Source organism: Dyella sp. GSA-30, from assembly GCF_027924605.1.
Taxonomy (GTDB): Bacteria; Pseudomonadota; Gammaproteobacteria; order Xanthomonadales; family Rhodanobacteraceae; genus GSA-30.
The window spans coordinates 2761546-2782209 of record NZ_AP027042.1; the positions used below are offsets into that span (position 1 = coordinate 2761546).

Annotated in this window: 20 protein-coding genes and 1 tRNA gene; 12 read left to right on the forward strand and 9 right to left on the reverse strand. The window is 62.6% G+C overall.

The features are described 5' to 3' along the window. Nucleotides 1-3: 3 nt before the first annotated feature. From QMG46_RS12175 to QMG46_RS12200, 6 genes are all read right to left on the reverse strand, one after another. Complete coding sequence (locus tag QMG46_RS12175) at nucleotides 4-945, reverse strand: aspartyl/asparaginyl beta-hydroxylase domain-containing protein (protein ID WP_281848102.1); 942 nt, start codon at nucleotides 943-945, stop codon at nucleotides 4-6. 87 nt (nucleotides 946-1032) lie between these two features. Further along, nucleotides 1033-1818, reverse strand: a complete 786-nt coding sequence (thiD, locus tag QMG46_RS12180) for a bifunctional hydroxymethylpyrimidine kinase/phosphomethylpyrimidine kinase (protein WP_281848103.1) — start codon at nucleotides 1816-1818, stop codon at nucleotides 1033-1035. 33 nt (nucleotides 1819-1851) lie between these two features. Then, nucleotides 1852-2178: a GIY-YIG nuclease family protein gene (locus tag QMG46_RS12185; protein ID WP_281848104.1), complete on the reverse strand. Its 327-nt coding sequence runs from the start codon at nucleotides 2176-2178 to the stop codon at nucleotides 1852-1854. A gap of 220 nt (nucleotides 2179-2398) precedes the next feature. Further along, nucleotides 2399-3778, reverse strand: coding sequence for a PhoH family protein (locus tag QMG46_RS12190; RefSeq protein ID WP_281848105.1), 1380 nt, complete (start codon nucleotides 3776-3778; stop codon nucleotides 2399-2401). Nucleotides 3779-3905: 127 nt separating this feature from the next. Beyond that, the gene (locus QMG46_RS12195; RefSeq protein WP_281848106.1) at nucleotides 3906-4367 is read right to left on the reverse strand and encodes a peroxiredoxin; all 462 of its coding nucleotides are present in this window, start codon (nucleotides 4365-4367) and stop codon (nucleotides 3906-3908) included. A gap of 228 nt (nucleotides 4368-4595) precedes the next feature. Beyond that, nucleotides 4596-5186, reverse strand: coding sequence for a glycine cleavage system transcriptional repressor (locus tag QMG46_RS12200; protein ID WP_281848107.1), 591 nt, complete (start codon nucleotides 5184-5186; stop codon nucleotides 4596-4598). An 85-nt stretch (nucleotides 5187-5271) separates the two neighbouring features. On the opposite strand from QMG46_RS12200, the gene dapA reads away from it, so the two are divergent. Next, the gene (gene dapA / locus QMG46_RS12205) at nucleotides 5272-6165 is read left to right on the forward strand and encodes a 4-hydroxy-tetrahydrodipicolinate synthase (protein ID WP_281848108.1); all 894 of its coding nucleotides are present in this window, start codon (nucleotides 5272-5274) and stop codon (nucleotides 6163-6165) included. Nucleotides 6166-6208: 43 nt separating this feature from the next. Beyond that, entirely contained in the window at nucleotides 6209-6814 is a 606-nt protein-coding gene (locus QMG46_RS12210) for a hypothetical protein (RefSeq protein WP_281848109.1), read from the forward strand. Between the two features lie 240 nt (nucleotides 6815-7054). On the opposite strand, the gene fdxA is transcribed toward QMG46_RS12210, so the two are convergent. Beyond that, on the reverse strand, nucleotides 7055-7378 hold the full coding sequence (gene fdxA / locus QMG46_RS12215) for a ferredoxin FdxA (protein ID WP_281848110.1): 324 nt from the start codon (nucleotides 7376-7378) through the stop codon (nucleotides 7055-7057). Between the two features lie 48 nt (nucleotides 7379-7426). Further along, nucleotides 7427-7502: transfer RNA gene (locus QMG46_RS12220), tRNA-Glu, on the reverse strand. A 169-nt stretch (nucleotides 7503-7671) separates the two neighbouring features. On the opposite strand from QMG46_RS12220, the gene pcnB reads away from it, so the two are divergent. The 6 genes from pcnB to pgi all read left to right on the forward strand — a co-directional run bounded on the left by pcnB (nucleotide 7672) and on the right by pgi (nucleotide 13679). Further along, nucleotides 7672-9039, forward strand: a complete 1368-nt coding sequence (gene pcnB, locus QMG46_RS12225; RefSeq protein ID WP_281848111.1) for a polynucleotide adenylyltransferase PcnB — start codon at nucleotides 7672-7674, stop codon at nucleotides 9037-9039. Continuing rightward, on the forward strand, nucleotides 9036-9518 hold the full coding sequence (gene folK, locus QMG46_RS12230) for a 2-amino-4-hydroxy-6-hydroxymethyldihydropteridine diphosphokinase (protein ID WP_281848112.1): 483 nt from the start codon (nucleotides 9036-9038) through the stop codon (nucleotides 9516-9518). Before pcnB ends, folK begins: the two co-directional genes overlap by 4 nt. Nucleotides 9519-9645: 127 nt before the next feature. Further along, on the forward strand, nucleotides 9646-10413 hold the full coding sequence (panB, locus tag QMG46_RS12235) for a 3-methyl-2-oxobutanoate hydroxymethyltransferase (protein WP_281852883.1): 768 nt from the start codon (nucleotides 9646-9648) through the stop codon (nucleotides 10411-10413). Nucleotides 10414-10454: 41 nt separating this feature from the next. After that, nucleotides 10455-11300, forward strand: a complete 846-nt coding sequence (panC, locus tag QMG46_RS12240; RefSeq protein WP_281848113.1) for a pantoate--beta-alanine ligase — start codon at nucleotides 10455-10457, stop codon at nucleotides 11298-11300. A 170-nt stretch (nucleotides 11301-11470) separates the two neighbouring features. Next, nucleotides 11471-11857, forward strand: a complete 387-nt coding sequence (gene panD, locus QMG46_RS12245) for an aspartate 1-decarboxylase (protein WP_281848114.1) — start codon at nucleotides 11471-11473, stop codon at nucleotides 11855-11857. A 187-nt stretch (nucleotides 11858-12044) separates the two neighbouring features. Then, nucleotides 12045-13679 (forward strand): glucose-6-phosphate isomerase, encoded by a 1635-nt coding sequence (gene pgi / locus QMG46_RS12250; RefSeq protein WP_281848115.1) that lies wholly within the window; start codon nucleotides 12045-12047, stop codon nucleotides 13677-13679. A 109-nt stretch (nucleotides 13680-13788) separates the two neighbouring features. On the opposite strand, the gene queG is transcribed toward pgi, so the two are convergent. Continuing rightward, complete coding sequence (queG, locus tag QMG46_RS12255) at nucleotides 13789-14913, reverse strand: tRNA epoxyqueuosine(34) reductase QueG (protein ID WP_281848116.1); 1125 nt, start codon at nucleotides 14911-14913, stop codon at nucleotides 13789-13791. A gap of 58 nt (nucleotides 14914-14971) precedes the next feature. On the opposite strand from queG, the gene QMG46_RS12260 reads away from it, so the two are divergent. The 4 genes from QMG46_RS12260 (at nucleotide 14972) to mutL (ending at nucleotide 20567) form a co-directional block, all read left to right on the forward strand. Continuing rightward, entirely contained in the window at nucleotides 14972-16453 is a 1482-nt protein-coding gene (locus QMG46_RS12260; protein WP_281848117.1) for an NAD(P)H-hydrate dehydratase, read from the forward strand. Beyond that, nucleotides 16450-16914 (forward strand): tRNA (adenosine(37)-N6)-threonylcarbamoyltransferase complex ATPase subunit type 1 TsaE, encoded by a 465-nt coding sequence (gene tsaE, locus QMG46_RS12265; protein ID WP_281848118.1) that lies wholly within the window; start codon nucleotides 16450-16452, stop codon nucleotides 16912-16914. Before QMG46_RS12260 ends, tsaE begins: the two co-directional genes overlap by 4 nt. A gap of 172 nt (nucleotides 16915-17086) precedes the next feature. After that, complete coding sequence (locus QMG46_RS12270) at nucleotides 17087-18688, forward strand: N-acetylmuramoyl-L-alanine amidase (RefSeq protein ID WP_281848119.1); 1602 nt, start codon at nucleotides 17087-17089, stop codon at nucleotides 18686-18688. A 43-nt stretch (nucleotides 18689-18731) separates the two neighbouring features. Then, a complete protein-coding gene (gene mutL / locus QMG46_RS12275; RefSeq protein WP_281848120.1) occupies nucleotides 18732-20567 on the forward strand; it encodes a DNA mismatch repair endonuclease MutL in 1836 nt (611 codons plus the stop codon). Nucleotides 20568-20664 lie beyond the last annotated feature (97 nt).

The window sequence follows — 20664 nt, forward strand, 5'->3', positions numbered from 1 at the left end:
GTCTCAGCGAAAGAACGGGTAGGGCGCCAGGAACACCAGCCAGATCACCAAGACAATACCGGCGTACTTCGCCACACGAAAAAGCTTCGGATATTTTTTCTTGAACGCGCGGCTACGTTCGCGGCTACGCTGATTCAAGGCGAACATCTGGTTGACGAAGCCGATTTTCTCTTCTGGCGACTCGGTATTGGGCGAGGCGGTGATCTTGCCCATGAAGGCGCCGACGCGGTGATTGATCGTATTCATCCAACGCGTGCGCAGCGGGCGCTCCACGTCGGCGAACAAAATCACGCGGGTCTGGTCGCTACGGTTCTCCGCCCAGTGCACATAGGTCTCGTCGAACACCACATCCTTGCCGTCGCCCCAGACATGTTCCTGGTCGTCGACGATGATGCGGCAGTTATCGGAGTTGGGCGTGATCAGGCCCAGGTGATAGCGCAATGAGCCGGCGAATGGATCGCGGTGCGGATTGAGTTTGCTGCCCGGAGGTAACAACGCGAACATCGCCGCCTTGACGCTGGGAATCGAGCGCAGCAGTTCGACCGTCTTCGGGCATAGCGATTCGGCCGAGGCCAACGGCTCGCCGTACCACTTCAGGTAGAAACGTTTCCAGCCCTGCTTGAAGAAGCTGTTGAAGCTGGCGTCGTTGTGCTTTTCGGCAGCGCGGATATAGCCCTCGTCGAAAAGATGCATCGCCTCTTCGCGAATGGTCTGCCAGTTGGCCTGCAATAGATCGAGCTGGGGAAAGCCGCGGCGATCCAGAATAGGGCGTGCCGGCACGGCGGAGAACGCGTACATCAGCAGGTTGTACGGCGCAAAGATCGCCGAGTGATCCACCAGCTGGCGATCGAAGCGCAGTCGCGCCCGTCCGCGCAGGTGCACCAGCAGCACGCACAGAACAAACAGCGCGAAGACGATCAACAGGATGAGTCGGGGCGAAAGCATCAGTGGGACCAGGCCAGGGGGCGACGGATAGATGGCTATTCTACTCCGCCCGGACAAGGGGGCGGATTCAACGATGTCGCAGGCCGTTCAGTGTCCCAGGACGTGGACGCTTCCGCCTCCCGGGCGATAGGCACGCTGCAGAGCCTGGTGGACGTAGGTCGCCGCGCTTCGCACCGCTGAGCGGGGCGTGCGCCCCTTCGCCAGCTCCGCTGCCACGGCCGAGGCCAGGGTGCAGCCGGTGCCATGGCCTTCGAGCTTGAGCCGGGGGTGGTGGAGTTCGAGTACCCCGCGCGCGTCGTAAAAGTGGTCGATGACCGTACGACCGCCGGCATGGCCGCCCTTGAGTAGCACGCTCTTGGCGCCAAGTTCGAGCAGCGCCAGGCCGGCACGATCGAAATCCGCCGGCTTGCGAATCGACCAGCCGAGCAGGGCTTCGGCTTCGGGAATGTTGGGGGTCAGGATGTCCGCCAGCGGAATCAGTTCCTGGACCATCGCTTCGACGGCGTCCTCGTCCAGCAGACGCGCACCGCTGGTGGCGATCATCACCGGATCGACCACCAGCCATGCCGGCTGCCGCCGCTGTATCTCTTGCGCGACCAGTCGGGTGATGGCGGCGCTGCCCAACATGCCGGTCTTTACGGCGCCGATGGGGAAGTCGTCGAACACGGCAGCGATCTGGCTGCGGATATGTGCCTGCGGTACGGCATGCACTGCGGTGACGCCGCGGGTGTTTTGCGAGGTGATGGCGGCGATGACGGACAGGCCGTGCACGCCACGAGCGTGGAAGGTTTTCAGATCGGCCTGGATACCGGCGCCGCCGCCTGAGTCGGAGCCGGCGATGGTTAGGGCGATGGGTGGGGAAGTTCTAGGCATGGGGGATTTGAAATTGAATTGCGGTCAGCTTACTTACTCGTCATTCCGGCGCAGGCCGGAACCCAGTGGCATCAGTGTCGAATAAAGATCGGTCCACTCCGGATTCTCGCCTTCAATCAGGCAAGCCTTCCATACACGGTGCCAACTCTTGAGTCGTTTCTCGTGCAGGATCGCAGATTCCATGGTTTCGTGCAGTTCATACCAGACGAGCGTATGCGCTCGATGGCGTCGACTGAAGCTATCGGCAACGTTGTTCTTATGCTGCCAGACGCGTTTGATCGGATCGCTGGTCACGCCTATATAAAGCGTGCCATTGCGCCGGCTCGCCATCATGTAAACACAAGGTTGCCGCCTTTCCATGGCGTGATCTCCACTGGGTTCCGGCCTGCGCCGGAATGACGAGTAGGTAAGGTGACTACCGAATACCTACCTTTTGATCGTCATCCCGGCGCAGGCCGGGACCCAGTGGCATCAGTGGTGATAGATGCTGCTATCAACATTTGGCTTTCTGTACAGGCGCAAGCCGGTCTTCCCTGTCATCTAAAAAGCCGGAACGGTGAAAGCCGCCCCGGCCCCAAACTCACAAAGCCTCAGAAGCAAAATCCGCCAACCTCGACCGCTCACCACGCCGCAACGTGATATGCGCCGAATGCTCCCAATGCTTGAACCTGTCCACCGCATACGTCAAACCCGACGTCGTCTCAGTCAGATAAGGCGTATCGATCTGCTCGACGTTACCCAGGCAAACGATCTTGGTACCCGGGCCGGCACGCGTGATCAAGGTCTTCATCTGCTTGGGCGTCAGGTTCTGCGCTTCATCGATAATCAGATAACGCGACAGAAAGGTCCGTCCGCGCATGAAGTTGAGCGAACGGATCTTGATGCGTGATGCCAGCAGGTCGTTGGTCGCCTGACGGCCCCAGCTGCCGCCTTCTTCCGGATTGGCCAGCACTTCGAGGTTATCGGTAAGCGCCCCCATCCACGGCGTCATCTTTTCTTCTTCGGTACCCGGCAGAAAACCGATGTCCTCGCCGACCGACACCGTGGCACGCGTCATGATGATTTCGCGATAGCGCTGCTGATCCATCACCTGAGCCAGGCCGGCGGCCAGCGCGAGTAGCGTCTTGCCGGTGCCCGCCGTGCCGAGCAGGGTGACGAAATCGACATCGGGATCCATCAGCACGTTCAGTGCGAAGTTCTGTTCGCGGTTGCGCGCGGCGATGCCCCAGACGCTGTGATTGGCGTGGCTGTGATCGTCCAGCAACACCAGGGTGGCTTTGACATCGTCGACATGCAGCACGCGAAGTTCGACGGCGTTTTCCCCAGGCAGGAACAGACACTGGTTGGCGTACCAGTCTTCGCTTTCGTGGCGATCGACTTTGTAGAACGTACGGCCTCGTTCGTTCCACGATTGAACTTCCGGATGCTTGTCCCAGAAATCCTCGCCCAGCTCGGTGGCGCCGGTATAGAGCAGGGCGAAATCGTCGAGCGCGCGATCGTTTTCATAGTCCTCTGCGTCGATGCCATAGATCTTGGCCTTGATGCGCAGGTTGATGTCTTTCGTCACCAGGATGACCGATCGATCCTGGTTCTGCTCCTGCAGCTCGATCACCGCGGACAGGATCTGATTATCCGCCTTGCCGTGTCCGTTGCTGGTGCGTTGCTGAAAATACAATCGCCCCACCGCGCCGCCGCGTTTGAGCGTGACGCCTTCCGGGTTGGTCAGTTCCAGGCCGTTGCTGATGCCGTGGCCGTTGCCACGGACGATCAGCTCATTGAGAAACCGGCTGACCTGGCGGCCGTTGCGGGAAACTTCCGAGGCGCCTTTTTTCTTTTCGTCCAGCTCCTCCAGAACTGTCATCGGAATGAACACGTCGTGTTCTTCGAAACGGAACAGCGACGTGGGGTCGTGCAGCAGAACGTTGGTGTCGAGAGCGTAAATGCGCTTGCTTCCGGTCATGCGGAAGTGCCTCGCTTAAGTCGCAGTTGGAGGAATCGCGGCGGAATCGTCGCGTGTTTCTGGCCATGGTGGCCAGTCGGCCCGCGGGCAGCGGGCCGGTGGAACGGGAAGTGACGATGCCGTTGGGTCACTTCGCCGGGATTGCGTCGAGCACAGCTTGCGCGTGGCCGGGGACTTTCACTTGACGCCATTCATTCACGAGTTTGCCTTCAGGGTCGATCAGGAAGGTACTTCGTACGACACCCATGTGACGTTTTCCATACAGCACCTTCTCATGAATCACATCGAAGGCCTGGCACCAGGTTTCGTCGGGGTCGGAAACGAGCGGGAACGGCAGCTCCTGCTTGGCGGCAAAGTTGGCATGGGACTTCACCGAATCGCGCGACACGCCAACGATCTGGGCGTTGCGCTTGACGAACTTCGGATACAGATCGCGGAAGTCTTTCGCTTCCGTGGTGCAACCGGGTGTGCTGTCCTTGGGGTAGAAATAAACCACCACCCACTTTCCTTTGAGACTGTCGAGCTTCAGTTCGCTACCGTCGCCGGTAAGAGCTTTCAGCTTGGGTACTTTCTTGCCGATTTCAGGCATGGATTCTCCTGCGCGGCCTGGGGCGGCCACGGCTATGTGTATAAATCAGAGAAAAGACATCGTGACGACGGAGTCGATGGCGCGGGAGGGTGTTGGACATCGTGCGATAGATCTCGCTCGATCTTCGGACCCGCATGCGCGCCCCTCCTGTGTGATGCCTTGGGGCAAAGACTAGCGCGATATGGAACAGATAACAGCCCTTGCGGAGCGATCAGCCTGGGAGCATTCTCAGAACTTCACCGGGTCCATGATGGCGTCCAGATTCAGGCCGTCGCAGAACTCCAGGAAATCGTCGCGCAAGGCGGCGATATGCGTCTGGGCCGGAATGCCGATGGTGATCTGCGCCTGGAACATCGCGGTGCCGGTCTGCATGGCGCGGTAGCGCATCGAGCTCAACTGTTCGACGCTGATCGCGCGGCGATCGAAAAATTCCACGATCTTGGCCAGGATGCCCGGCCGATCCATCGAGATCACCTCGACCAGATAGGGCAGCAGCTGCGCATCGGCGTCGTCCTCGCCCTGGCCGGTGCGGTAGTGGCTCAGATGCCAGTCTTCTTCCCGCGCCAGCTTGGCCAGCGCGGTCTCCAGCTTGGCGATCGCATCCCAGGCGCCGGTCGCCAACACGGTGATGGAGGTGTCCGGGCCCAGGCTCGACACCCGGGCATCGGCCAGGTTGCAGCCGGCATCGGTGATGCGGCGGGCCAGGGCCTGCAGCGGCGTACGGGAGGCAGGGGTAAGCGTCTGGATCAGCAGCTGATGATCGTTGCCGGTACGCGTGGAGGGACGGTTCAAGTGCTGTTCTCCCGCTCGACGCGGCATGACTTAAGGGCGTCCAACCAGCTTACTTGCCGCCCCAGCAAGCCCGCAAGTAACATGCATGGCTTGGATTTAGGCGGAGTCAGCCTTGAACATTCGTGGAAGCATCTGTGCGCTGGTGACGCCGTTTACGGCGGACGGTGCACTTGATCTGCCCGCTTTCGGTCGCCTGCTCGATTATCAGATCGCGGGCGGCACCGAAGCCGTGGTGGTCGCCGGTTCCACCGGCGAAGCGCATATGCTCGACCATCACGAGTACGAGCAGCTGTTGAGCTACGCGGTGGAACGCGTCGCCAAACGTATTCCCGTGCTTGCCGGTACTGGCGAGGCGGCGACCAGCAAGACCGTGGCGCTGACTCGTCGCGCCCGGGAACTAGGCGCCGATGCCGCCCTGGTGGTGGCCCCCTATTACGTGCGCCCCACCCAGGAAGGCCTGCGTCGCCATTTTCTGGAAGTGGCCGAGCAGGGTGGCCTGCCGGTGGTGCTCTATAACGTTCCCAGCCGGACCGGCTGCGACGTGCTTCCGGCCACCGTGGCCGGTCTGCGCGAGCATCCGGGGATCATCGGCATCAAGGAAGCGGTGGGTTCCGATGAACGCATTCGTGCGATCTCGGAACTTGTGCGCCCGGATTTCGTCTATCTCACCGGCGACGACGGTACGGCCTGCAAGGCCATGCTGGGCGGCGCGGCGGGGGTGATCTCGGTAGTGGCCAATCTTGTACCCAAGGCGTTCCGCGCGTTCTGCGACGCGGCGACCCGGGGCGACAAGATGGCCGCCGAGCGTCACAATGCCGGGCTGATGCCGCTGATCGAAGCGCTTAACTGTGCGCCCAACCCTATCGCCGTCAAGGCAGGGCTGCCTTCGCTGGGGCTGGGCACCGCGGGTTTACGCCTGCCTTTGGTCGAATTGGAAGACGGCCCCGACCGTGCACGCATACTCGCGGCACTGGCGGGTCTGGCATCCTTGGCGGATGCCGCCTGAATCTCCTGCTCGATATAAAAAACTTTTACCGGAACCCGACTTCATGAAGAAAACCCCGCTCGTTGTGGCCCTGCCGATCCTGGCGATGTCTGCCTTGCTGTTGTCCGGCTGCGGCATGTTTCGTTCGCACAAACAGTGGGAGACCGCCAAGCAGGAGTCGCCGCTGGAGATTCCGCCGGGCCTGGATACGCCCTCGACCAGCGCCGCGCTGGTGATTCCGGAGCCGGGCGCCAACGCCCCGACGCCCAATGGCGCCACTGCCAAGTTTGGTCCGGGCGGCGGCGTGATCGCTGACGGCTTCGTGATGACCGATACGGTCGATGCGACCTATCAGCGCGTGGGTCAGGCGCTGGAGCACGGCGATATCGGCCAGGTGCTCTCGCATGACGACGCAACGCACAGCTACACGCTGAGCGTGGTTGCCTCGGACAATCCGGCCCCCAAGCGTGGCTTCATTGGCCGCTTGTTCCACGGCAAGTCGGACAACGGCGCAGCCGATTCGTCCAGCGCCCCGGGCGCCAAGCCGCACCAGGTGCAGTTGGTCGTGTCCGCAAGTGGCGAGACCGCCGCCGAAGTGCGCGCACAGGGCGATGCCGGCGCGGTGTCCAAGGTTATCGACACGCTCAAGTCGCGCATGGGCGCCAAGTAAGGCTAGTAGTGAGTGATTAGGAGTGAGGAGTGAGAGAGAGCGGCGTAGCCGCGCTTTTTCTCTGATCAGCGCTAAAAAAGCCGGGCACATGCCCGGCTTTTTTATTCGGCGACCAGAAACGAAAAAAGCCGAGCAGAGGCTCGGCTTTAATGATTTGCAAGAGTAGGTTCAGTCAGAAGTCCGCTGGCAACGATGCCGGCTCTTATCTCACTCCTCACTCCTAATCACTCTCTCCTGCTTTTAGCGCTGTAGCAAGCCCAGCTTATCCGGCTTGTTCTCCCACTCCTTGGCGTCGGCCAGGCCGTCCTTACGCTCGGTGATGACCGGCCAGTCGCGGGCCAGTTCGGCGTTCAGTGCGACGAAGCCTTCTTGCCCGGCGGGCACATCATCTTCCGGATAGATCGCGTTGATCGGGCATTCCGGCTCGCACAAGGTGCAGTCGATGCACTCGTCCGGATTGATCACCAGGAAGTTGGGGCCTTCGTGGAAGGCATCGACCGGGCAGACTTCGACACAGTCGGTGTATTTGCACTTGATGCAGTTGTCGGTAACGACAAAGGTCATGTGGCGGCGCGCCTTTTTGAAGCTCTTGGCCCGTGCCAGGCCGGGATGTGGCGCTCCCTACGAGGTTCGAACTCGTGTTCCCGCCTTGAGAGGGCGGTGTCCTAGGCCACTAGACGAAGGGAGCGAAATGCACCGGAGCGCGGTAGTATAACGGAAATGTTCGGCCCGGCAATGCCCGTAGGCGTTGCGGAACGAACCTAAAAAGGCCCCCGGCAACGCCTCTGGCGCGCACCGGGAGCCATCTCTTTCGGGGCTCAGGGGCCCGTCTTCATGGTTGCAAGGATCCACATCGCTTGAACTTGAAAGCAAGGAACGAGAACGACGCCACGTCTGCGTTACGCATCATTCCGCGCGAGCAGCATGTGATTTCGCGCAAGAACATCAGCAAGGCGGCGTTGCGTGTGCTCTATCGGCTCAACGAGGCTGGCTACGCCGCCTACCTGGTTGGCGGTGCTGTGCGCGATCTGCTGCTTGGCGGCCATCCGAAGGATTTCGACGTCGCTACCAATGCGACGCCCGAAGACGTCAAGAAGCTGTTTCGCAACTGCCGCCTGATCGGTCGCCGCTTTCGCCTGGCGCATGTCGTCTATGGCTCGGAAATCATCGAGGTGGCGACCTTCCGCGGCACCGGTGAGGAGGGCGTCGCCAACGATGGCGATCGCCACGTCGTCGACGGCCGCATCGTGCGCGACAACGTCTGGGGCACGATCGAGGAAGACGCGGTGCGCCGCGACTTTCGTGTCAACGCGCTGTACTACGACATCAGCGATTTCTCGGTGCGCGACTACGTCGGCGGCGTACAGGACGTGCAAGACCGGGTGCTGCACCTGATCGGCGACCCGGAAACGCGTTATCGCGAAGATCCGGTCCGTATGCTGCGTGCCGTTCGCCTGGCCGCCAAGCTGAATTTCCGTATCGATGCGGCCGCGTCGGCGCCGTTCGACGACCTCGGGCCGCTGCTCGCCGACGCGGCGCCGGCGCGTCTGTTCGACGAGTCGCTGAAGCTGTTCCTGGCCGGCCACGGTCTGAAGAGCTTCCGCATGCTCGAGCAATGCGGTTTGCTGCGTTTCATGTTCCCGGCCACGGCGCGCGCGCTCAAGCGCGGCGACGACGCCTTGCGTTCCCTGATCGAACAAGGGCTGTCGAGCACCGACGAGCGTGTCGCCGAAGGCAAGTCGGTCACGCCGGCGTTCCTGTTCGCGGTGCTGCTCTGGGGCGAGGTGCGCGATCTTGCGCATGCCTGGATGGCCAAGGGCGTCGACAGCAACGAAGCCTGGTCGCGTGCGTCGATGAATGTGGTCGCCGAACAGTGCCAGCGCGTGGCGATTCCGCGTCGTTTCACTTTCACGATGGAAGAGATCTGGTCGCTGCAGCCGCGCTTCGAGCAAGTACAGCGCAAGCGCGTCTTCCGTTTGATGACGCATCCGCGTTTCCGTGCGGCGTTCGATTTCCTGCTGTTGCGTGCGGGTGAGTCGCCGGCGATCCGCGAGCTCGGCCAGTGGTGGGACCACGCGCAGAAGTTGCCGCATGAGACCTTGGCCGCGGCGTTATCGGGCAGTGCAGCCGTGGCCGAAGCGCCGCCGCAGGCATCGGCCAGTCAGGCAGCGGCCAAGCCGCGCAAGCGCCGTCGTCGCCGCAAGAGCAAACCGGACGCCTCGTGAACCAGGCTTTTATCGGCCTGGGGAGCAACCTGGGCGATTCGCGTCAACACATACTGGATGCCATCGACGCGCTGGCGCGGTTGCCTGGGACACGGGTGCTGGCGCGGTCGCGTCTTTACAGCACGCCGCCCTGGGGCGTGCTTGAACAGCCATCGTTTGTGAACGCTGCCGTGTCGATCGAGACGCCGCTGGCGCCGCACGAGCTGCTCGATGCGTTGCTGACGATCGAGCGCGCCGCCGGTCGCGTCCGTGGTGGCGAACGTTGGGGGCCGCGTACGCTCGACCTGGATCTGCTGCATGTTGCAGGCGTGACGTTGAGTGACGAGCGACTGACCTTGCCGCATCCACGCATGGCCGAACGTGCCTTCGTTCTGTTGCCGCTCAACGATCTCGCGCCTGACCTCCAAGTGCCCGGAGTGGGTACGGTCGGCGAGTTGCTGGCGGCCGTCGATAGCTCGGAATGCACGTTATTGCCTTGAGCCGTTATGGCTGCGCGCCGGATAATGCCTACTTCGCTGTTTAGCTGACTCTGAAGGAATTCACGTGTACGTTCAGAACGCCAACGCATCCGATCGCAAGCCGGTTACCGTGCCGGGTCTGCGCGCGATGAAAGCGGAAGGGCGGCGAATCGTCATGTTGACCGCCTATGACGCCAGCTTCGCCTGGCAGCTCGAGGCCGCCGGGGTCGATGTCGCGCTGGTCGGCGACTCCTTGGGGATGGTGGTGCAGGGGCATCGCAGCACCCTGCCGGTGACGCTGGACCACATGGTCTATCACACCAGCATCGTCGCGCGTGGCTTGAATGCGACCCTGCTGGTAGCCGATCTGCCGTTCATGGCCGATCGCGATGTCGCGCATATGCTGGAAGCCGGTGCGCGCCTGGTGGGCGAGGGCGGTGCGGCGATGGTCAAGGTCGAGGGTGCGGCGCCGCATATTCTCGACGGCATCCAGGCGCTGACCGTACGGGCCATTCCGGTCTGTGCCCACCTGGGGCTGACGCCGCAGTCGGTACACAAGTTCGGCGGTTTCCGTATCCAGGGCCGCGAAGAAGAAGCCGCCGAACGTTTGGTCAAGGAAGCGCTCGCGGTCGAAGCGGCTGGTGCGGCCATCGTGGTGCTCGAGGGCATCCCGACGGCCCTGGGTGAGCGGATTACCCAGGCCATATCGATCCCGACCATCGGCATCGGTGCCGGCCCGCATTGCGATGGCCAGGTACTTGTATTGCACGACATGCTGGGCATTACGCCCGGCAAGCGTCCCAAATTCAGCAAGGATTTCCTCGCAGGACGCGATTCTGTAGCGGCGGCCATTGCCGCCTATGTACAGGATGTACGCAGTGGTGCCTTTCCGGCACCGGAACACGGCTTCAACTAGCTCGCGCCGGGCCCATTTTTTAAGAGTAAAGCGACTCCTTTATGCAGACAGTGCAAGACGCCGCGGCCCTGCGTGCCGCCGTTCGCGGTTGGCGCAATCAAGGCCAGACCGTGGGTTTGGTGCCCACCATGGGCAACCTGCATGCGGGTCACTACTCGCTGATCAAGCTGGCGCGTGCCCGTGCCGACCGTGTGGTTGCCAGCGTGTTCGTCAATCCGACCCAGTTCGGGCCGAACGAGGATTTCGAGCGCTATCCTCGGACCCTGGCGCAGGACCAGGCCGGTCTGGCCGAGGCCGACTGCGATGTCCTGTTCGCCCCGGAAGTGGCCACGATGTATCCGTTCGGGCCGGCCAACAGCGTCAGCCTGCACGTGCCGCAACTGACCGAAACCCTCGAAGGTGCACATCGCCCGGGTCATTTCGATGGTGTGGCGACGGTGGTGTGCAAGCTGTTCAACCTGGTGCAGCCGGATCTGGCGGTGTTCGGCCAGAAGGATTTCCAGCAGCTCAAGGTCATCGAGCGGATGGTTCGCGACCTCTCGTTGCCGGTAAAAGTGATGGCTGGAGCCACCTTGCGCGCCGATGACGGCCTGGCGCTCAGTTCCCGCAACCAGTACCTGTCACGGGACGAGCGTGAGCTTTCGACGCAGATTCACGCCACCCTGTTGCAGATGCGCGAGCTGATCGACAAGGGACATGCCTGGCGCGTGGTGGAACAGGCCGCGGCGTCCAAGCTGCAGCGGGCCGGTTTCGAGCCTGACTATGCGGCCATTCGCCGCGCCGAGGACCTTGCCGAGCCCGCCGATGGCGAGACCAGTGGGCTGGTCGCCCTGATCGCCGCCCGCCTGGGCACTACCCGGCTGATCGACAACCTTTTGTTCGATTGAGCGACTTTTCGTGAGCCGCCTGGGCCGCCTTTGGGCCCGGGTCTTGCTCCGATATTGAACCCTCGCGCCCCGCCCCCACGTAGGGGGCCAGAGAGAGTAAGTTGCGGCGACTGGTTCGTCGGTTGGATAATTTCCCGTTACGCAGGGCTGTTCCTGCTGGAATGTCTGTCATGAATCTGAACATGCTCAAGGCCAAGATCCACCGTGCCACGGTGACCCATGCCGAGCTCCATTACGAAGGCTCGATCGCGATCGACGGTCTGTTGCTCGATGCGTCGGGCATCCGCGAGTACGAGCAGATCCACTGCTGGAACATCAACAACGGCAAGCGCTTCGTCACCTATGCGCTGCGTGCCGAAGAAGGCTCGGGCATCATCTCGGTCAATGGCAGTGCCGCGCACCGCGCGCAGCCGGGCGATCTGGTCATCATTGCCGCCTTCGCCCAGTTGTCCGAAGCCGAAGTCGAGCAGTTCCAGCCGATGCTGGTGTATGTCGATGCGGACAACCGCATTTCGCATACCAATCGCTCGATTCCGAAGCAGATGGCAGCTGCCTGATTGAGAGCGGGGAACAGGGATCGGGGAACGTCAAGTTTCTCGTGAGTTGTTGTCATCGGTAGCGTATTGCGCGCGACGCGCGATACGCGTGACTACTCTCCATTCCCAGTTCCCCGTTCCCAGCGCTTTTTATTTACATCGCAACTCGTAAGATGGTGCTCTCCGTGACCCACATGTGCGAGTTCCTATGTCTGCCGATTCGAGTTCTCCGTTTGCCGAACATATCGAGCGTCTTTCGCGTACCCACCTGCGCGATCTGCTGAAAGACAGCGCGCGTGGCGAAAGCCTGCGCTTGCGACTGGGCCCGATCCTGCTCGACCTCAGCCGGCAGAAGCTTGATGCTGAAGCGCTCGACGCGCTGGGCGCTTTTGTCGAGGCCAGCGGTTGGGAGAAGGCACGTGATGCGATGTTCTCCGGTGAGCCGATCAATACCTCGGAAAACCGCGCGGTGCTACACACGGCCTTGCGTGCCAGCGGTTCGCGCCTGAAATCGCCGGCACCGCGCGAGGCGCTGCAGGAAATCGAGCAGACGTTGCAGCGTATCGAAAAGCTGGTTCATGCCGTCGAGCACGGCGATACCGAGAGTCTCGGTCTCGCGCCGACGATCACCGACGTGGTCAACGTGGGTATCGGTGGTTCCGATCTGGGCCCGCGCCTGGCCACGCATGCGCTCAACAATTTTCATGTGCCGCGTATTCGCAGTCACTTCCTTACGAATGTCGACGGTCAGGCGGCGGCCGACCTGATGCGCGATCTCGATCCCAAGCGCACCCTGGTCATCGTGGTTTCCAAGACGTTTACGACGCAGGAAACCCTGCTCAACAGTCAGGTGCTGCGTGACTGGATCGTGCGCGCCTATGAAGGCGACGAGCGCGCCACGACGCGGCATTTTCTAGCGGTCAGCTCCAACGTCAAAGCAGCCGAGACCTGGGGTATTGCGGCGTCGCATGTGTATCCGATGTGGGATTTCGTCGGTGGCCGCCTGTCGGTATGGTCCGCGGTCGGTCTGTCTCTTGCGATGGCGGTGGGCATGGAGAATTTCCGTGCGTTCCTCGCCGGTGCCGCCGAGGTCGACGACCATTTCCGTACCGCGCCGTGGCGACAGAACCTGCCGGTGCTGTTGTCGCTGGTCGAGTACTGGAATCGCAATGTGCTGGGCTACAGCAGCCGTGCGGTGATTCCGTATGCCGACCTGCTGGGCGATCTGACCTCGTACCTGCAGCAGCTGGAAATGGAAAGCCTCGGCAAGCAGGCCACGCCGCAAGGTGGCCACGTCAAAGGCTCGACGGTGGCCGTCGTGTGGGGCAGTGTCGGCACGAACGCACAGCACGCCTATTTCCAGGCATTGCACCAGGGTACCGATACGGTGCCGCTCGATTTTATTGGCGTGATCAAGCCGGCGCACCATCTGCGCGCCAGCAACGATGCACTGCTATCCAATCTGCTGGCGCAGGCTGCGGCGCTGGCCCTGGGCAAGACGTTCGACGAGGCCTTGGCCGAAGCCAAGGAGGGCGATGAGGTTGCGCGTCGCGCCCTGGCCGCGCAGCGTACGTTCCCGGGCAATCGTCCCAGCAGCGTGTTCATGCTCGATGCGCTGACGCCGCATTCGCTTGGCGCACTGATTGCGTTGTACGAGCACAAGGTGTTCATGCTCGGTCACCTGTGGGGCGTCAATGCGTTCGATCAGTGGGGCGTGGAGCTGGGCAAGTCGATCGCGCGGCAGATTCTGCCGGCGTTGAATGGCGATGCGAAGGAGCTGGCGGCGTTGGATTTGTCGACGCAGGCGTTGATCGGGGCGATCCAGGGTAAGCGCGAAGGCTGATGGTGTTAGTAGGGATGTTCCTGCGAGCACCCGGCCCCCTCACCCCAACCCTCTCCCCCGGCAGAGCCAGGGGAGAGGGAGCAAAAGCGCGAAACTTTGAAGACTTGCCTCAGTACGTCCCCTCTCCCCTGGATTTGCCGGGGGAGAGGGTTAGGGTGAGGGGGGGCTTTTGTTCATGCCGCCGCAACGCCCACGCCACATGCTCCCGCACCATCTCCGACGGATAGTCGGCCCGCGCACGCAACGAAGCGATCACCTCGGCAGAAGACGGCGCATTACCCAACCCCACCGCGATATTCCGCAGCCACCCTTCAAACCCGGTGCGCCGAATCGCCATGCCTTCGGTGCGCTTGAGGAACTCCTGCTCGCTCCAACCGAACAGCTCCACCAGCTTGGCCCCATCCAGACTGTGCCTGGGAGCAAAATCAGGCTCGCTGGCGTCCTGCGCGAACTTGTTCCAAGGACAGATCAACTGGCAGTCGTCGCAGCCGAAGATGCGGTTGCCCATCGGTGCGCGCAATTCTTCCGGGATGCTGGTTTTCAACTCGATGGTGAGATAGGAAATGCAACGACGCGCATCGAGCCGATACGGTCCGACGATCGCCTGTGTCGGGCAGATATCGATACAACGTCGACAACTGCCGCAATGCGCACTGGCAGGCTTGTCGACCGGCAAGGGCAGGTCGGTATAAAGCTCGCCCAGAAAGAAGTACGACCCGGCGCGGCGATTGATCAGCACCGTGTGCTTGCCGATCCAGCCAAGCCCGGCGTTGCGCGCCAGGGCCTTTTCCAGCACCGGCGCGGAATCCACATAAGCGCGGTAACCGAAATCGCCGACCTGTTCATGGATGCGCTCGGCCAGCTTCTGCAGCCGGTTGCGCATCAGCTTGTGATAGTCGCGCCCCAGGGCATAGCGCGCGACATAGCCTGCCTCGGCATCGCCCAGCACGTCCCATGCATTGCGTGTGCCGGGCGGGACATAGTCCATGCGTACCGAAACAACGCGGATGGTGCCGGGTTCGAGTTCCTGTGGGCGGCTGCGCTTGTCGCCGTGGCGCGCCATGTAATCCATCTCGCCATGGTGGCCGTCGTCCAGCCAGCGCTTGAGATGCAGCTCGTCCTCGGTCAGGTCGGTATCGGCGACGCCCGCATCGGCAAAGCCGAGTTCCAGCGCCCAGCGCTTGATATCGCGCGCGAGCGCAGCGTAATCGCGAGGGGGTGGAGAGGATGACATCCGGCTATTTTACGCGCTGAATGCTTGCCTCATGCCACGCGGCTTCTACAATCGCCTGATGACTCCCCAAACGCATCGCCACGCGCTTTACACGGTCGATCAGGTGCGCGCGCTGGACCAGCGTGCGATCGACGACCTGGGTATTCCCGGTTTTGAACTCATGCGTCGGGCCGCCTGGGCGGCCTTGTCCAGCTTGCGGCGTCACTGGCCCTACGCGCGTCGCATTGCCGTCTACGCGGGTCAGGGCAATAACGGCGGCGACGGGTTCCTGCTTGCCGCGTTGGCCAGCGAAGCATCGATGCATGTCGATGTCTGGTCGGTCGGCGGCCCCTCCCATGGCGATGCCGCGCGCGCACGTGCTGCCTGCGAGGCGGCACATGTGCATATCGCCGATGGCGATGCCCCCGATGTGCTGGCCGAGGCCGATGTCATCGTCGATGCGCTCTATGGCACCGGACTGCGGCGCGCACCCGAAGGCGCTACGGCGGCGCTGATCGAACGGATCAATCACAGTGGCATTCCCGTGCTGGCATTGGATGTTCCCAGTGGGCTGAATGCCGATACCGGCCAATGCCCGGGCGCGGCCATTCGCGCCGCCGTGACGGTGAGCTTTATTGCGGCCAAGCGGGGGCTTTACACCGGCAAAGCTGCTGGTCAGGTGGGCCTGCTGGAACTCGATACGCTCGGTCTGCCCGATGAATTATGGGCGGATCGTTCGGCGTATGCCTCGTTGCTGGACGTGCACACCTTGCCGCGTCGTGCGCGCGATGCACACAAAGGCAATAACGGCCATGTGCTGGCGATTGGCGGCGACCATGGCACCGCTGGGGCCATCCGTCTTTGTGGAGAAGCCGCGCTTCGAGCCGGTGCGGGTCTGGTCAGCGTGGCGACGCAGGCCGAGAACATCATTGCCTTGAACAGTGCGCGCCCGGAACTGATGGCGCATGGCGTGCATGGCCCGCAGGCGCTGGAGCCGCTGCTTAAAAAAGCCAGCGTGCTTGCGGTAGGCCCGGGGCTGGGTCAGGCGGGCTGGGGGCATGCGATGTGGCTGACCGCGCTGGAGGCCGGCAAGCCGCTGGTGCTCGATGCCGACGGCTTGAACCTGCTGGCGCTGGAGCCGCGTCGCTTCGAGCAAGCGGTGGTGATGACACCGCATCCTGGCGAGGCAGCGCGTTTGCTCGGTATCTCCACCCGGGAGATCGAGGCTGACCGTTATGCGGCGGTAACCCAACTGGCCACGCGCTATAACGCAGTTGCCGTGCTCAAGGGCGCAGGCAGTCTGATCGCCGCACCGGATGGACGTCTAGCCGTCTGTCTCTGGGGCAATCCCGGCATGGCCAGCGGTGGCATGGGCGACCTCCTGACCGGTGTGATTGCAGCCCTGCTGGCCCAGGGCCTCGATGCCTGGGAGGCGGCCTGCCTCGGTGTCGGGCTGCATGCGCGCGCTGGCGATGCGGCGGCACAGGAGGGCGAACGCGGCTTGATCGCCAGCGATCTGCTGGGGCCGATCCGCCGTCTTTTGAACGAGAACGCCGCATGAGTCGCTGGTCGGTGGATCTACCCGACGAAGCCGCCACCATCGCCCTGGCCGAACAGGTTGCGGCGGTCATGGCCGAAGGCTTGGTCATCTATCTGCATGGCGATCTGGGCACGGGCAAGACCAGTTTCGCCAGAGCCCTGTTGATGGCGCTCGGGGTCGGCGAGCGAGTCAAGAGTCCGACCTACAGTCTGGTCGAGTCCTATCGTTTGCCCGACCGCACAGCCTGGCACCTGGACCTGTATCGGATTGCCGATCCTGGTGAACTGGAGTGGCTCGGGTTGGACGCGCTCTCCGATCCGGCCGCCCTGGTGCTGGTGGAGTGGCCGGAGCGTGGTGCGGGTGCGTTGCCGGCGGCCGATCTGCAGATTGACCTGGCTTACGCGGGATTGGGTCGTAAGGCGGCGTTCAGCGCGCTGACATCGCGTGGTGCGGAGCTGCTGGCGCGAATGGAGAAGCCTTAAGCCTTTGTTTAGGCTGATGAATTTTTGATGTCTTCATGCTTTTCGCCGCCAATTCGATAGCTTCGTTTACAGCCCAAAGCTGGACGTCACCTGACGAAAAGCTTGCAGGTTATGGATAATCAAGGGAAAAGGGGCTTGTGTTCAGCGAAACGCTGCGCTTCAATACCGCCCTATGAGGGGATACCGCGCCGTATGTTGCCTAATCACCAGCTTCGCCATCCTGGCGAGCCTGCCCTTTGGTGTGTCCAAAGCGGCTGATGTGAAGTCGGCCCGCGTCTGGGCTGGGCCGGAATACACCCGCCTGGTGCTGGATCTGTCCGGCCCGGTGACCTACAAGATCGATCAGGACAGTGGCCAGGTCGTGCTGAATCTGCCGAGCAGTGCACTCGCCGGTGGATTTGTCTCGCCCAAGGCGCAGGGCCTGTACAAGGGCCTGGGCAGCGATAGCCAGGGCAGCCGGTTGCTGCTGACCGCCAAGGTCGATCCTGATAGCCGCGCCAAGAGCTTTGTGATCAAGCCGTCCGCGGATGCCAAGGATTACCGCCTGGTGGTCGACCTGTATCCGGGCAAGGGAAATCAGGGCAAGGGAAGCGCCGGCAGCAGCAAGACCGCGCCGGTCGACGACGATGACGATTCGGCACCGGTCGCCGACGCCGCGCCATCTGTTCCGCCACCGACGGTAACGCCGAGCAAGTCCGGCGGCCGCAATAGCGTCAAATCCAGTCAGAGCGGTATGGCCTCCACGCGCCAGGCCGCGGCGTTGCTCAACGGTAGCCGCAAGGTCGTGGTGGCGATCGATGCCGGCCACGGCGGCAAGGATCCGGGTTCGCACGGTCCGGGTGGCACCTTGGAGAAGAACGTGACGCTGGCGGTCGCCAAGGAGTTGGCGGATCAGATCAATCGCCAGCCCGGCATGAAGGCCGTGCTGACGCGCGATGGCGACTATTTCATCCCGCTGGCGCAGCGCTACAAGATTGCGCGCGAGAACAACGCGGACATGTTCGTCTCGATTCACGCCGACGCCTACACCAGCTCCGACGCGCGCGGCTCGTCCGTGTGGGTGCTGTCGCCGCGTGGCAAGACCAACGAAGCGGCGCGCTGGCTGGCCGATCGCGAAAACCGCGCGGACTTGATCGGCGGCGTGTCGCTGGACGATAAGGACGATAGCCTGGCTGCGGTGTTGCTCGATCTGCAACAGGGTTATGCGATGCAGGCCAGCGAATCGATCGCCGGTAACGTATTGAAGGCATTGGGGTCGCTGGGCCCGACGCATCGTGGTTATGTCGAGCGCGCGAACTTTGTCGTGCTGCGTTCGCCGGATGTGCCCTCGATCCTGGTCGAGACGGCCTTCATCAGCAATCCGGTGGAAGAGCGCAAGCTGCGCGATCCGACGCATCAATCGCGCCTGGCCGAAGCGGTCATGGGCGGCGTGCGCAACTACTTCGAAGCCACGCCGCCGCCCGGTAGCTGGTTTGCCGCGCAGGCGGCGCGCCGGGCAGGAGTACAGGTCGCTTCCACGAGCGGTTCCGACAATGCCGCTGCCGATGATGACGACGACAGCAGCAAGTCGCCGGCCTCGTCCAGCAAGACCGTGGTCGCCAGCGCCAGCAAGGACGAAGACGTGCGTGACCTGCACAAGGTCGAGCGCGGCGAGAGCCTGCGCAGCATCGCGCGCCAGTATGGTGTGAGCATCAGCGCGCTCAAGAGCGCCAATCGTCTCAACAGCGATGCGTCGGTCCGCACCGGCATGGTGCTGGCGATCCCCTCCAGCTAAGCACGGTCTAGCCCTCATCGGGTTCAAGCTCTAAGCTTGCCCGATGTCTGCCATACGCCCGCTTCCGCCCGAACTGATCAACCAGATTGCCGCCGGCGAGGTGATCGAACGTCCTTCGTCCGTGGTCAAGGAACTGGTGGAAAACAGCCTCGATGCAGGCGCCACCCGCATCGAAGTCGATATCGAGCAGGGCGGTGCACGCCTGATTCGCGTACGCGATGACGGCGGCGGTATTCCCAAGGACGAATTGCCGCTCGCGGTGGCGTCGCATGCCACCAGCAAGATCGGTAGTTTCGACGATCTGGAGCACGTCGCCAGCATGGGTTTTCGCGGTGAGGCGCTGGCCTCCGTGTCGTCGGTGGCACGCTTTGCGCTGACCTCGCGCGCGCGTGGCGAAGACGCGGCGTTTCGCATCGAAGTCGATGGCGGCAAGCTGCAGGCGGCGCGGCCGGCACAGCATCCGCAAGGCAGCAGCGTCGAGGTACGCGATCTTTTTTACAACGTGCCGGCACGACGCAAATTTCTCCGCGCCGAGCGCACCGAGTTTGCGCATATCGATGACTTGCTCAAGTCGCTGGCGTTGGCGCGCAGCAAGGTCGAGTTCCGTTTGAGTCACAACGGCAAGCCGGTGCGCATGCTCAAGGCAGCGCGTGACGAAAACGCCGCTCTGCAGCGCGTGGCCGAAGTCTTGGGCGAGGAATTTCCCGCACAAAGCCTGCGTATCGATCACGCGGCGGCGGGCCTGCATCTTTCTGGCTGGGTCGGCTTGCCGACGGCATCGCGGTCCCAGGCCGATTCGCAGTATTTCTACGTCAACGGCCGCCTTGTGCGTGACCGCATCGTGGCGCACGCGGTGCGGCAAGCCTATGCCGACGTGCTGTTCCATGGTCGGCATGCTGCTTTCGTGCTGTATCTGGAACTGGATCCGGCCGGTGTCGACGTCAACGTGCATCCGGCCAAGAGCGAAGTGCGCTTTCGCGAGCAGCGGCTGGTGCACGATTTCCTGTTTCGTACCCTGCACGAGGCATTGGCACAAACGCGTGCCGGCCAAGTGGTGACGAACGCGCAATCGAGCGATGGCGTATTGGCGATGGCGTCGACGACGCAAGCGGCATACGCCAATCCCATGCCGGTGCGAACCTCGACGCCCGCCTGGTCCGGGCAATTCAGCCAGAACCGGTTGAACCTCGGTGTGCGCGACGAACCCTTGGCTGACTATGCTGCATTGCTGGGCGAGCCGGGCAATGCGTCGGTTGTTGCCGCGATGCCGTTACCCGAAACGGAAGAGGGTGAGGCGCCGCCGCTTGGCTTCGCGATCGCGCAACTGAAAAACATCTACATCCTCGCGGAAAATGCTCAAGGCCTGGTGCTGGTCGACATGCATGCAGCGCATGAGCGCATTACCTATGAAAAGCTGAAGACAGGGCGCGCTTACAGCAATCTGCGTTCGCAGTTGTTGCTGGTGCCGTTGCAGGTCTCGGTCAGCGCCAAGGAAGCCGCCGCCGCGGAGGAACATGCCGACGCTCTTGCCGAGTGGGGTCTGGAGCTTTCGCGCAGTGGCCCGTCCGGCGTGGTGGTGCGGCGCATTCCCGCCTTGCTCGAAGGCGCGGATGTGGCGCAGCTTTGCCGCGATGTGCTCGGAGAGCTTGCTCAACATGGCAGCTCCCGGCGCCTACAGGAGCTCGAAAACGAATTGCTTTCCACCATGGCTTGTCATGGCTCGGTGCGCGCTGGCCGCCGTCTGAGCGTGCCCGAGATGAACGCGTTGCTGCGTGAGATGGAGGCGACCGAGCGCTCCGGACAATGCAACCACGGCCGTCCCACCTGGACCCAGCTCAGCCTGGGCGAGTTGGACCGCCTGTTCATGCGTGGCCGCTGAAGGCTTGCGTTCTGGATTTGGACGTCCATACTGCAAAACGTCCATCTCATCGGTGTCCGCCATGCTAGGTCGATTTCTGTTTGGATTTGGTTTGAGT

Coding starts and splice junctions, on each gene's coding strand:
- QMG46_RS12175 (WP_281848102.1), bottom strand. CDS start 945: ATGCTTTCGCCCCGACTCATCCTGTTGATCGTCTTCGCGCTGTTTGTT.
- thiD (WP_281848103.1), bottom strand. CDS start 1,818: ATGCCTAGAACTTCCCCACCCATCGCCCTAACCATCGCCGGCTCCGAC.
- QMG46_RS12185 (WP_281848104.1), bottom strand. CDS start 2,178: ATGGAAAGGCGGCAACCTTGTGTTTACATGATGGCGAGCCGGCGCAAT.
- QMG46_RS12190 (WP_281848105.1), bottom strand. CDS start 3,778: ATGACCGGAAGCAAGCGCATTTACGCTCTCGACACCAACGTTCTGCTG.
- QMG46_RS12195 (WP_281848106.1), bottom strand. CDS start 4,367: ATGCCTGAAATCGGCAAGAAAGTACCCAAGCTGAAAGCTCTTACCGGC.
- QMG46_RS12200 (WP_281848107.1), bottom strand. CDS start 5,186: ATGCCGCGTCGAGCGGGAGAACAGCACTTGAACCGTCCCTCCACGCGT.
- QMG46_RS12210 (WP_281848109.1), top strand. CDS start 6,209: ATGAAGAAAACCCCGCTCGTTGTGGCCCTGCCGATCCTGGCGATGTCT.
- fdxA (WP_281848110.1), bottom strand. CDS start 7,378: ATGACCTTTGTCGTTACCGACAACTGCATCAAGTGCAAATACACCGAC.
- panB (WP_281852883.1), top strand. CDS start 9,646: ATGAAAGCGGAAGGGCGGCGAATCGTCATGTTGACCGCCTATGACGCC.
- panC (WP_281848113.1), top strand. CDS start 10,455: ATGCAGACAGTGCAAGACGCCGCGGCCCTGCGTGCCGCCGTTCGCGGT.
- panD (WP_281848114.1), top strand. CDS start 11,471: ATGAATCTGAACATGCTCAAGGCCAAGATCCACCGTGCCACGGTGACC.
- pgi (WP_281848115.1), top strand. CDS start 12,045: ATGTCTGCCGATTCGAGTTCTCCGTTTGCCGAACATATCGAGCGTCTT.
- queG (WP_281848116.1), bottom strand. CDS start 14,913: ATGTCATCCTCTCCACCCCCTCGCGATTACGCTGCGCTCGCGCGCGAT.
- QMG46_RS12260 (WP_281848117.1), top strand. CDS start 14,972: ATGACTCCCCAAACGCATCGCCACGCGCTTTACACGGTCGATCAGGTG.
- tsaE (WP_281848118.1), top strand. CDS start 16,450: ATGAGTCGCTGGTCGGTGGATCTACCCGACGAAGCCGCCACCATCGCC.
- QMG46_RS12270 (WP_281848119.1), top strand. CDS start 17,087: ATGAGGGGATACCGCGCCGTATGTTGCCTAATCACCAGCTTCGCCATC.
- mutL (WP_281848120.1), top strand. CDS start 18,732: ATGTCTGCCATACGCCCGCTTCCGCCCGAACTGATCAACCAGATTGCC.